General features: G+C 66.6%; 8 protein-coding genes. 6 read left to right on the top strand and 2 right to left on the bottom strand.

The annotated features are described in order from the left end of the window. Positions 1-24: 24 nt before the first annotated feature. Entirely contained in the window at positions 25-2,133 is a 2,109-nt protein-coding gene (ligA, locus tag U9J23_RS15550; RefSeq protein ID WP_085468467.1) for an NAD-dependent DNA ligase LigA, read from the top strand. Positions 2,134-2,169: 36 nt separating this feature from the next. Here the strand turns inward: ligA and U9J23_RS15545 are convergent, their stop codons facing one another. Continuing rightward, complete coding sequence (locus tag U9J23_RS15545) at positions 2,170-2,811, bottom strand: hypothetical protein (RefSeq protein WP_272267225.1); 642 nt, start codon at positions 2,809-2,811, stop codon at positions 2,170-2,172. 218 nt (positions 2,812-3,029) lie between these two features. On the opposite strand from U9J23_RS15545, the gene U9J23_RS15540 reads away from it, so the two are divergent. From U9J23_RS15540 to U9J23_RS15520, 5 genes are all read left to right on the top strand, one after another. Further along, positions 3,030-4,265: a metal-dependent hydrolase family protein gene (locus U9J23_RS15540; RefSeq protein WP_420892907.1), complete on the top strand. Its 1,236-nt coding sequence runs from the start codon at positions 3,030-3,032 to the stop codon at positions 4,263-4,265. A 58-nt stretch (positions 4,266-4,323) separates the two neighbouring features. Next, the gene (locus U9J23_RS15535; RefSeq protein ID WP_326598724.1) at positions 4,324-5,199 is read left to right on the top strand and encodes a hypothetical protein; all 876 of its coding nucleotides are present in this window, start codon (positions 4,324-4,326) and stop codon (positions 5,197-5,199) included. Positions 5,200-5,202: 3 nt separating this feature from the next. Further along, entirely contained in the window at positions 5,203-7,188 is a 1,986-nt protein-coding gene (locus tag U9J23_RS15530; protein WP_059380763.1) for a YhgE/Pip domain-containing protein, read from the top strand. 55 nt (positions 7,189-7,243) lie between these two features. Continuing rightward, on the top strand, positions 7,244-8,635 hold the full coding sequence (locus tag U9J23_RS15525; protein WP_106199316.1) for a glutamate decarboxylase: 1,392 nt from the start codon (positions 7,244-7,246) through the stop codon (positions 8,633-8,635). Between the two features lie 225 nt (positions 8,636-8,860). Next, complete coding sequence (locus U9J23_RS15520) at positions 8,861-11,344, top strand: LuxR C-terminal-related transcriptional regulator (protein WP_230823512.1); 2,484 nt, start codon at positions 8,861-8,863, stop codon at positions 11,342-11,344. A gap of 37 nt (positions 11,345-11,381) precedes the next feature. On the opposite strand, the gene U9J23_RS15515 is transcribed toward U9J23_RS15520, so the two are convergent. Continuing rightward, positions 11,382-12,032, bottom strand: coding sequence for an amino acid-binding protein (locus U9J23_RS15515; RefSeq protein ID WP_059380764.1), 651 nt, complete (start codon positions 12,030-12,032; stop codon positions 11,382-11,384). Positions 12,033-12,370: the final 338 nt, after the last annotated feature.

Below are 12,370 nucleotides of genomic sequence, written 5' to 3'. Positions count from 1 at the left end.
GTCCCTCGACTAGGCTTGCAGGCTGTGAGTGAACCGACGGACGCACCCATCACCGCTCCTCCGGAGGCGCGTGAGCGCTGGCAGGATCTCGCCGAACAGGTGCGCGAACATCAGTTCCGCTACTACGTGCGCGACGCCCCCATCATCTCCGACGGTGAGTTCGACGCGCTCCTGGGCGAACTCCAGGCGCTCGAGGAGCAGTACACCGAACTCCGCACGCCGGATTCGCCCACCCAGCTGGTCGGCGGCGGCTTCGCCACCGAGTTCGGTGCCGTCGAGCATCTCGAACGCATGCTCAGCCTCGACAACGTCTTCGACGAGGACGAACTACGCGCGTGGCTCTCGCGCGCCGAGGCCGAGACGGGCACCCACCCCGACTATCTGTGCGAGGTGAAGATCGACGGCGTGGCGCTGAGTCTCGTCTACGAGAACGGCAAACTCGTCCGCGCGGCCACCCGCGGCGACGGACGCACCGGCGAGGACGTCACCCTCAACGCCCGCACGATCGACGACGTTCCCGAAAAGCTCACCGGCAGCGACGGATACCCGATTCCGACCTTGCTCGAAGTGCGCGGCGAGGTGTTCTTCCGGCTCGAGGACTTCCAGACCCTCAACGCCGGGCTGGTGGCCGAGGGCAAACCTCCCTTCGCGAATCCCCGCAATTCCGCCGCCGGTTCGCTCCGCCAGAAGAACCCGGCCGTCACCGCGCGTCGGCGCCTGCGCATGTACTGCCACGGCTACGGCCGGATGGAGGGTTTCGAGCCCCGTTCGCAATCCGACGCCTACGCGGCCTTCGCGGCCTGGGGGCTGCCCGTCTCCCCGCACACCACCCGCGTGCAGGGCGCCGACGCGGTCGTCGAGCGGATGCGGTACTGGGGCGAACACCGCCACGACGTCGAACACGAGATCGACGGCCTGGTGGTCAAGATCGACGACATGGGGCTGCACCGCCGTCTCGGCGCCACGTCCCGCGCCCCGCGGTGGGCGATCGCCTACAAGTACCCGCCGGAGGAGGTCACCACCAAGCTCCTCGACATCCGCGTCAGCGTCGGGCGCACCGGGCGCGTGACCCCCTTCGCCTACATGGAGCCGGTCACCGTCGCCGGGTCCACGGTGTCGCTGGCGACACTGCACAATGCGTCCGAAGTGGAGCGCAAGGGCGTGCTCATCGGCGACACCGTGGTCATCCGCAAGGCCGGCGACGTGATCCCGGAAGTGCTCGGCCCGGTCGTCGACCTGCGCGACGGTTCCGAGTACGCATTCGAGATGCCTACCCGGTGCCCCGAGTGCGGAACACCGCTCGCCCCGGCGAAGGAGGGCGACGTCGACCTGCGCTGCCCCAACTCGCGACTGTGCCCGGCGCAGTTGCGCGAACGGGTCTTCCACGTCGCGGGCAGGGGAGCGTTCGACATCGAAGCGCTCGGCTACGAGGCGGCGACGGCACTGCTCGAGGGGAAGATCATCGCCGACGAGGGCGATCTGTTCTCGCTCACGAAGGAAGATCTCGAACGCATCCCGTTCTTCCGCACCACCAAGGGCGTGCTGTCGAAGAACGGCGAGCGCCTGCTGCAGAACCTCGACAAGGCGAAGGAGCAACCGCTCTGGCGCGTGCTCGTCGCCCTGTCCATCCGGCACGTCGGACCAACCGCTGCGCGGGCGCTGGCCACCGAGTTCGGCAGCCTCGACCGGATCCGGGCCGCATCCGTCGACGAACTCGCGGCCGTCGAGGGCGTCGGACCGACGATCGCCGCGGCGGTGACCGACTGGTTCACTGTCGACTGGCACGTCGCCATCGTCGACAAGTGGGCGGCAGCGGGCGTGCGGATGGCCGACGAACGCGACGAATCCATCCCGCGGACCCTCGAAGGACTGTCGATCGTCGTCACGGGCACACTCGCAGGATTCTCCCGCGACCAGGCCAAGGAGGCCGTCCTCGCGCGTGGAGGCAAGGCTGCCGGATCGGTGTCGAAGAAGACGGCTTTCGTCGTCATCGGCGACAACCCGGGTTCGAAGGCCGACAAGGCGGCCGATCTCGGGGTGCCCGTGCTCGACGAGGACGGTTTCCGGATTCTGCTCGACGAGGGGCCCGACGCCGCTCGGGCCTATCTGGAAGAGCGAGAAGGACAGAACTGAGACGCCCCCGCCGGCAGGTACCCTGTCGGCGGGTTCTCAGGGGGCCGTTGCGGATTCGTGTTCGTCGGCGTTGCGCCTGCCGAGGAACACGGCCGCGGCCAGGAGGAAGCAGATCGCGCCGACGAACGTGCCGGCGTTGGCCAGGCTCGGGTCGAGAGTGTTTCCGTCGTCGAGGACGAACGCACCGACTGCGGAGACCCCGAAAGCGATCGATCCGAGCATGTTCAGCCAGCCGCTGATCCAATCCTTCGAGCGCGGCGCCCAATGCGAGCCGGAGCGCCACAGGATCGCGCACGCGATGGCGCTCGACACCAGGAAGCACAGGGAGCCTTCGAGATTGGGGTTCCACACCAGGTGCATCTCGCCCTTGACGGTGTGGGCATGCAGTGCGGCCCCCGTGCTGACGTTGAACAGCAGCGTACCGATGAACTGGATCAGCGACGCGAGCCAGTCGGCGCGGATCGCCGGGCTGCCCTTGTCCGAGACGGTGGCCGGCCCATTCAGCATCAGTTGGACGAATGCTGCACCCGTGAAGAACCAGGAACCCACGAAGAACGAAGTATTTGCACCGGCAGTGCCGAGAATCGTCGCAATTCCGGGTGCCGATCCCAATGCGAACAGGGCGGCCCCGATAACGAATCCCCAGGACTGCATGCGCAATGTCGGGTGAATCAGCATTGGCGCAGTATAAGGCAGAGGCCGGAAATATGCGGGTGTTCGGAGGAAACTACCCGATCGGATAGGTGCAGTTCAAGGGCGGTTTCCGAAAAGGGTGAACGGCCGGGGTGAAATGAGACGAAAACTCTTTCGTTGGTGGGAAGCCCTGTTCGATGCGCGTTAGCGTTCCGGCCATGACGGAGACCGGTAAGTCCACTCATCGCCTTCTTTTTCGTAATGTGCGAGTTTTCGACGGAATTTCCGGAGAGCTCGTCACCGGCGACGTACTGATCGACGGAGACCGCATCGTCGCCGTGTCCGAATCGCCGATCGGCGACGAACCCGGTCGCGAAACCGAAGTGATCGACGGCGGCGGGCGGGTCCTCATGCCCGGCATGTCCGACGCGCACGTCCACCTCGTCGGCAACGCGAACTCCTACATCGACATGGTGATGGGCAGCGAAGCGCACATCGCGCTCAACGGCCTCGCCGAGGCCCGGAACATGCTGCTGCGCGGCTTCACTGCCGTCCGCGACATGGCCGGCGACACCGGCAGCATCAAGTCGGTGATCGACCGGGGGCTGTTCGACGGACCGCGCATCTACCCGTCCCAGGCCGCGATCTCGCAGACCTCCGGGCACGGAGACTTCGGCTTCGTCTACGAATGCCCCACAGCCCTCGGTGGAGACCAGTCGCGCGCCGAACAGATCGGTTTCATGAGGGTCGCCGACGGTGAGGACCGGGTCCTCGCGGCCGTGCGCGAGCAGCTCAAGAAGGGCGCATCGCAGATCAAGCTGATGGTCGGCGGTGGGGCGGCGTCCATGTACGACCCGCTGTACACCGTCCAGTTCATCGACAAGGAACTGCGTGCGGCCGTCCAGGCCGCATCCGACTACGGCACCTACGTGGCCACCCACGTCTACAACGTCACCGGGATCCGCCGCGCGGTCGCGGCCGGGGTGAAGTCGATCGAGCACGGACACCTCGCCGACGAGGAGACCGTCGCCCTGCTCGCGGAGAAGGAAGTGTGGTTGTCGATGCAGCCCTTCGCGCTCGGCGACCACCACTATCCCGATCCGGATCGCGCGGAGAAGGACAAGCAGATCTGCACCGGTACCGACCACGTCTACGAGTGGGCGCAGAAGCACGGGGTGAAGACCGCATGGGGAACCGACCTGCTGCTCGAGCCGCAGATCGCCCCGCGGCAGAGCGAGATGGCCGCGCGGCTCGGTGACCACTACAGCAATCTCGACGCGCTGCGGATGCTCACCTCCGGCAACGCCGAACTGTTCCGGCTCGCAGGCGAGCGCGATCCGTACCGGCAGGCCCGGTGGGGCGTGATCGACAAGGGCGCCTGGGCCGATGTGCTCCTCGTGGACGGCAACCCGCTCGAGGATCTGAGCCTGATCGCCGATCCGGCAAAGAACCTGTCGGTCATCGTGAAGAACGGCCACGTCGTCAAGAACAGCCTGTGATCGTGGACGCGCATCGGACACGACACGACGCCCCACTCGTTCGGCGCAAGGACGGTCGGTGACCCACTACGGACAGCACAGCGACGCAGAAGCATGGGACGAGTTGTCGGACGAGCAACTCGAGGACCCCTTCGTCGCGGACGGAAACTACAGCGGAACATCGGCGGGCCCAGCCGGACCGGACGATGTCGAGACCCCTCCGTACGGCGCACCGGCCGTGCAGCAGGCGGTCGCCCGGGAGACCCCGGGCACGCTCGTGTCGGCGCGCGGGATCGAACTCCACGGACCGTGGGGGCACGTCTTCGGGCCTCTCGATCTGGATCTCGATGCCGGGGGAGTGACGGTTCTGGCCGCGCAGGCCGGCGCCGCACGGACCGCGTTGCTCATGGCCCTGTGCGGTCGCATGCGACTGACACGGGGATCGCTGACGGTTCTCGGCGAGGGCAGACCGCAGAAGATCATCGCGCGGTCGGCGATCGCGTGCATGAACGAGCTCGACGAGGTGCGCCCGTCGGTCACCGTGCGCGACATCGTCACCGAGCAGAAGCGGTGGGATTCCCCGTGGTACAAGTTCGTTCCGCGAGTCCGTGAGGCCGGTGTCGCCGAGATGTGCGAGGAGATCTTCGGCGAGGTGCCGCTGCCACCGCTCGAGGCATTCGTCGACGATCTCCCCGAACTCCAGCAACTGCTGCTGCGGATCGCGGTGGCCAACACCCGACGTCCGCCACTGCTGGTGGTGGGCCGGATCGACAGGATCGCCGACGACGTCGAACGCGCCACCCTGCTCGACCGGCTCGTCGCGCTCGGTGAGAACCAGTCGGTGATCATCGGCGACGTGAACCCTGTCGATCCCGCCGTCGGGGTCCGGGCCGTGGTGGACATGCACGATCTGCTCGGACCCGGTGACATCGGCGTCCTGACGAAGAGGAAGTGACGAGTGCTCGCAGGCGTCTCTCTCGGTAGCGACTCGAAGCGATACTTCCGCGGCACGATGCCGCGCATCGCGATCGCGACGATCATTCTCATGCCGTTGCTGTACGGCGCCATGTACCTGTGGGCCTTCTGGAACCCGTTCGGTGCGGTGAACAAGATCCCGGCGGCGATCGTCAACAACGACACCGGTCGTTCGTCGACGGGGGAACAGGTCGACGCCGGCGATCAGGTCGTGAAGTCCCTCATCGCATCCGGTCAGCTCGATCTGGCGGAGGTGTCGGAGGAGGACGCCGTCGCGGGTCTGGCCGACGGAAAGTACTACTACACCATCACGATTCCGGAGAATTTCACCGAAGCGGTGGAATCCCCCAACGGCGACAACCCCGAGAAGGCGAATCTGGTCTTCACCTTCAACGACGCGAACAACTATCTCGCGACGATCATCGGGCAGGACGCGTCCGAACAGGTGATCGGACAGGTGAACTCCACGATCGGCGCCCAGGGCGTCGGGACCGTGCTCACCGGTCTCGAGACCGCCGGCTCGGGTCTGAAGCAGGCCGCCGACGGTGCCGGGCAGCTCGCCGACGGTATCGACACGGCCAAGAGCGGTGCGGACCAGCTCGCCTCGGGATCGCAGGAGCTCGCGACGAACATGGTCACGGCGCGGGACGGATCGGCGCAGCTCGCAGCAGGCGCGAACGAACTGGCGACTGCGATCGACGGCGTGACCGGTCCGCTGCTCAGCGCGCTCGACAGCGGTGCCCTCTCGGGTGTCGCGGGGCAGGCGGCGGAGCTGCGGGCCTCGCTCGACGCGCTCGAATCACGGGTGCCGCAGACAACGCAGTCGACGGTGAACCAGGCCGTGCAGCAGGTCGTCGACATCCTGAACCAGAGCTCCGATCCGGTCGTGCAGCAGGCGATCACCGCGTTGACGCCACTGACGGCACAACAGGCGGCCACCGATGCCGACGCCTTGCGCGCAGAGATCGTGCGTCTGCAGGCCGACGCCGAACAGCTCGAATACCAACTCGGCAATCCGAACAGTCCGCTGCAGGGCGCTCTGGCGACGTTGTCGAGCGGTGGTCTGGCGGCGGAGGTGAACCAACTCCGCAGCGGTGTGAACGAACTGAGCTCCGGTGCCGCCACGCTGAACTCGGGTCTCGTCCAACTCACCGACGGCAGTTTCCAGTTGGCCGACGGAGCAGGAGAGCTGTCCTCGGGCATGGTCGAGCTGCAGTCGGGTTCCCAGGAACTCGCGCAGGCCCTGAGCCAGGGCGCCACCCAGGTGCCGAGCTGGACCGACGAACAACGCACCGCCACCGCCGAGACATTGTCGACTCCGGTTGCACTGCAACAGAACTACACGAACGAGGCACCCACTTTCGGTACCGGTTTCGCGCCGTTCTTCCTGTCGCTCGCCCTGTTCGTCGGCGGCATCATCACCTGGATGCTGCTCACCCCGCTGCAGTCGCGGCCGACCGTTGTGGGACTCGGCGCCTACCGCACGGTTCTCGCGTCGTACTGGCCGGCTCTGCTGGTGGGCATCCTGCAGGTGATCGTGATGTACACGGTCGTCCATTTCGGTGTCGGCCTGGACGTGAAGCACGTGGTGGGCACGATCCTGTTCCTGATGTTGATCTCCGCGACGTATCTGGCCATGATCCAGGCGTTCAACGCGATCTTCGGTGTCGCTGTCGGCCGTGTGGTGACGTTGGCCTTCCTGATGCTGCAACTGGTCTCGGCCGGCGGTATCTACCCCGTGCCGACCACCGCCAAGCCGTTCCAGTACATCCATCCGTTCGACCCGATGACCTACACCGTCAACGGCCTGCGACAGCTCACCGTCGCCGAGAACATCGACTCGCGATTGTGGATCGCAATCGCTGTTCTGGCCGGAATCCTGCTCGTATCGTTGACCCTGAGTGCCCTGTCGGTCCGGCGGAACCGCCGCTACACGATGGAGAGGCTGTACCCGCCGATCGAGGTGTGAGAGCCGCCCCCGTATGTCCTGATGTCACCGGATCGACGAGTGTTCGATGCGGGAAATGGAGGAAACCATGTCAGAGTCCAATGCTCCAGCCGAGACACTCGCACCTGCCTTCACCGGCAGACTCGGTACCGAACCGATTCCTGCTCTGCGACTTCCCAAGTCGGAGACCGATCCGGAGGCGACGTACCAGTTCATCCACGACGAGCTGATGCTCGACGGCAGCTCGCGGCTCAACCTGGCGACCTTCGTCACCACGTGGATGGATCCGCAGGCGGGTCGTCTCATGGCCGAGACGTTCGACAAGAACATGATCGACAAGGACGAGTATCCGGCCACGGCGGAGATCGAGACCCGCTGCGTCAACATGGTCGCGGCCCTGTTCCACGCCGAAGACCTCGATCCGGCCGATCCGTCGTCGGCCACCGGCGTCTCGACGATCGGTTCGTCCGAGGCCGTCATGCTCGGCGGTCTCGCGCTCAAGTGGCGCTGGCGTGAGGCCCGTAGGGCCGCCGGCAAGGACGCGTCGAAGCCGAACCTCGTGCTCGGCAGCAACGTGCAGGTGGTGTGGGAGAAGTTCTGCCGCTACTTCGACGTCGAGCCGAAGTACCTGCCGATGGAGCCCGGCCGCTACGTCATCACCCCCGAGCAGGTCCGTGAAGCGGTCGACGAGAACACCATCGGCGTCGTCGCGATCCTCGGCACCACCTTTACCGGTGAACTCGAGCCGGTGGCGGAGATCGCCGCCGCGCTCGACGAGCTCGCGGCCTCCGGCGGTCCGGACGTCCCGCTGCACGTCGACGCCGCCTCCGGTGGCTTCGTGGTGCCCTTCCTCCATCCGGACCTCGAATGGGACTTCCGTGTGCCGCGGGTCGTGTCCATCAACGTCAGTGGTCACAAGTACGGCATGACCTATCCGGGTATCGGTTTCGTCGTCTGGCGCTCGAAGGAACATCTGCCCGAGGACCTGGTCTTCCGGGTCAACTACCTCGGTGGCGACATGCCGACGTTCACACTGAACTTCTCGCGTCCTGGCAACCAGGTCATCGGTCAGTACTACAACTTCATCCGGCTCGGTATCGCTGGCTACACGCAGATCATGGAGACCCTGCGCGACACCGCGCTCATGCTGTCGAAGCAGATCTCCGAGATCGAGAACATGGAGATCATCACGGACGGCTCCGCCATCCCGGTCATCTCCTTCGAGGTGACGGGCGACCCCGGCTTCACGGTGTTCGACATCTCCCACGAATTGCGGGCCCGCGGATTCCAGGTCCCGGCCTACACGATGCCGGCCGACGCGGAGGACGTCGCGGTCCTGCGAATCGTGCTTCGCGAGGGCTTCAGTCGGGACACCGCCCACAAGCTCGGTGAAGACATCGCCGATGTGGTCGGATATCTCCGCAAGGGTGTCGGTCGCGGTCACACCGACCAGGCATTCGCACACTGAACGAAGTCGCTGCGGGGGAGAAGCTCACCGAGTTTCTCCCCCGCCGGCGTGAGATCCGTTCGTGGACCGTGTGAATGGAGGTGCGGAATTACTTCGATGTGATTCTGACGCGCAATCCGAATTCCGGCGAAATCCGTCATTTCCCCCGCCGGCTGCTAATATTTGCACACATTTGTGAGTCCGTTTCGAGGACGATGCTGCCCGGATGAGAAAGGGATAGTGGACGTGCCGAGAACACTGCCTTTGTCCCGTCGCCGATTGTTCTCCGTTCTGTCCGCGCATTCCGAACTCGCCGTGATCGTCGGTGGCCCCTTCTCCGGCAAGACGACCCTCGTCGACACGTGGTTGGCGACCGACCCGTGCCCCGAGTGGGCGCCGGTGGTGATTCCCGAACCCGCGCACGACGTCACACCCGAGACCTACTGGGCGACGGTGGCATCGTCGCTGTGTACCTCCCTCGGAGTCGACGAACCCGTTGCGGCGGAAGGCTCCTTCGACTCGTTGTGTTCGATACTGGTCCGGCACTCCCGGCCCGTGATGTTCGTGCTCGACGGTGTCCGGTCGGTCGAGGCGATCGAAGACCGGGTCGGGCAGTTGCTGCGGCTCGGGCCACAGGTGCGGATCGTGGTCACCAGCAGGGCCACGGGGGCGTGGGCCGAACACGTCGACGGACACCCGCGCAGGACGATCGTCGGCGACGACGACCTGGCATTCACTGTGGACGAGACCGCTGCACTGTGCCGGCTCTTCGGACTTGCGCGGGACGAACGCACCATCGAGTGGATCACCCGCCGCACCGAAGGATTCGCCGCATTCGTCGCGGCGGTGTGTGCGACACTGCGCGCCGAGAAGCCGGATCGGGTCTACGGCACCGACGCCCTCGACGTCCTGGTCGACTCGGCCGTCGATCTCGTCGTCATGCATGTCGTGGCCGCGGATCCCTCACTGGCACTGTCCTCCCGCTCGGTCCTCGTCTCCGCCGCACCCAACACGGTGACGGAGTCGTCGATCTCGGCTCTACCGCACATCGACGACAGCGACGCCTTCCTCACCGCGCTGGCCGAGTCGGGACTGATCGAGGCCTGCTCGACGGACGAGGACTCCACGGACGGCGAGACCGCCTGGTGCTATCCCGAGGTCGTCCGCAGATCACTCCTGCGGGTGGGCAGCGCCGAATACCCCGAGGAACTGTGGGATGCGCGGTCGGCTCTCATCGACTACTGGTTGCAGCGCTCACGTCCGGACATCGCGCTCGAACATGCCGTGGAGCGGCGCGACTGGCGATGCGCGATCGACATCGTCGAGAAGAACTGGGTGGCACTGTACGGAAGCGGATCGCTCCGCTCCCTGGGGATCGTGCTGCTCGAGCTGCTCCCCGACGACATGGCGACCAACGATCGCACCGTCGCGTCGCTGCGGACGATCACCCGTGCCCGGAACGAGGCGGGAGAGCCGGGGCAGTGGGCCTTCCCGCAATCCTTCGAAACGATCCTCCGCCTCGGAAGTCTCCGGATGCAGGGTGCCTACGACGAGGCGATGGAAGTGTGCGACGGCCTGGCCACCGAACCCGTGCCGGATTTCGAGACGCTGGACGACACGACCCGGCACGCCCACGGACTGAAATACCTCAACTTCGGCACCGTCTACCTCCTCGGCGGACGCACCACCGATGCCGGAACGATGCTGCGCCGTGCCCACACGGCGGGACGCGGTGTGTTCGTCGAGCGGGAGGCCGCGGGCAAACTCGCGCTCCTCGAAGCCCTCCGGGGCCGGACCCACGAGGCGACCCGGTGGATCGAGGAGGAGCTCCGGCATCCGCCGATCATGGGAGAGGCCGAGGCCCTCGTCCGTACGGCGGGCCTGGTCGCCACCGCGCTCGTGGCCCTCGACAGGCTCGACACCGGCACGGCCTTCCGCGCGCTCTCCGAACTCGGCACTCCCCGCCACACGGAAGAGTTGTGGGCGGCCGTCATGTACGCGCGGGGGCGACTGGCGCTGCTGAGCGGTGTGCCCGCCGACGGCCTGCTGTACATCGATTCGGAACTTCAGCACTTCTCCCATCGCCTCACCGGTATCTCTGCGGTGTTGGTCGATGCCGCGCGTGCCGACCTGCACCTCGCGCTCGGCGAGGCCCGCGCGGCGCGCGAGCTGCTCGACGGCTCGACGCACCCCCTCACGGCTCCGGCCCGTGCGCGATTGCGTCTGCTCGGCGGCGATCCCGGAGGCGCGGAGGTGATCGTGCATCGTGGGGATGCCGCCCGTGAGCACTGTCCGGCCGTCGGTGCGGAACTCGCCCTGATCGGATCGGTGGCGTCGCTGCGACTCGGTCGCCGCACCGATGCGCGACGGCATCTCCAGCGGGCCGTGGTGCTGGCGGAACATGCCGGGGTGACACGGCCGTTCGTCGGTGTCCCGCCCTCGGCCGTGCGCGACATCCTGTCGCTCGGGGTCGACCTGCCGATCGATCTCGACTCGGCGATGGCCGAGTACGGCATCTTCCGCGAGATCCGTGTCGTCGTACGGCTGACCCCGCGCGAGCGCGCGGTCCTCGAGGCATTGCTCGCCGGCGGAACCGCGAGCTCGATCGCCAAGGAACAGTTCGTCACCCTCAACACCGTCAAGACCCAATTGCGTTCCCTCTACAGGAAACTGGGCGTGCACTCGCGTGAGGAAGCGATCGCGCAGGCGCACAGGCTCGTTGTCGGCTGAGACCCGTTCCGGAACCTGGGGACCGGAACCCGGGGGACTATCGGAGGACGGTGCCGACGATGCCCGCGAAGTAGCCGATGCGCGCGATCTCGGACGGACGGAACTCCGGTCCGCCGGGGCGGCCGAGGACGAGGACACGTTCGGACGAGCCGAGGGGAGCGGCCGCGAGCATCGTGTCCATGTCGCGCCAGAGCTGCGGCACCCACTCACCGTCGTGGTCGAGCAGGGTGGCCTCGGCGAGCGGCATCCAGGGCACACCGTTGAGATGGGTCTCCGGCGAACCCGGGCTCCCCGCGATGCGGAAGATGCCGTTCGGGCCGACCCCGAGCACGGTCGCCCAGCCCACCCGGAGCACCCGGGGAGCGCCGTCGACGAGGACTTGGATGCGGTCGTCGCGGGCGGCGGCGACGTGATCGATCAGTTCGAGTTCGCGATGCGTGTCGAGGATTCCGGCGTAGGGCCGGATCGAGTCGACCGTCACACCGGGCAGAGCCTCGGCCGCGGTGAGGAGCGTGTCGGGAAGCTTGCCCGGCTCGACATCGACGACGAGATCGTCGATCGCGAAGTCCGTGCCGCGCTCGACCACATCGAGCGACAGGATGTCGGCGCCGACCGAACCGAGCGCCACGGCGAGCGAGCCGAGGCTACCGGGACGATCGGGGAGCCTGACACGCAAGAGGTACGACACGTGAGTCCTTTCCCCAGTCGGTTTCGTGCCGTCGACGAACGCCGCACCGACGGCACATGGTGCGCCGGCATCCGCGTGCCGGCCCAGGGGCCCGTGTCGACCTCTGGCAGACCACATCCTTGCACCTCGGCGACGGCGTCCGGGACGGTGCAGATCCGAAAATATGCCGACCCCATCGATAATCCCCGGTCGCGACGGTGCATGTCACACGAACGCAACACAGCGTTGCGAAGCTTGCAACATCGGTGGACGGGACGCGACGCCGACCGTGCGACGAGTGATGTCGCCGAACCGCGTGCGCCGTCGCATCCAGGACGCATTACCCTGGACAGGACGTT

Origin of the sequence: Rhodococcus sp. PD04, assembly GCF_035918275.1 — a bacterium.
Lineage (GTDB): Bacteria > Actinomycetota > Actinomycetes > Mycobacteriales > Mycobacteriaceae > Rhodococcus > Rhodococcus rhodochrous.
Note: the sequence above shows the minus strand (reverse complement) of the source record. Positions and strands in the feature narration are given on the sequence as shown.

What these genes read in the sequence shown, in the direction of transcription:
- U9J23_RS15545 (WP_272267225.1), bottom strand. Translation starts at nt 2,811, where the DNA reads ATGCTGATTCACCCGACATTGCGCATGCAGTCCTGGGGATTCGTTATC.
- U9J23_RS15525 (WP_106199316.1), top strand. Translation starts at nt 7,244, where the DNA reads ATGGAGGAAACCATGTCAGAGTCCAATGCTCCAGCCGAGACACTCGCA.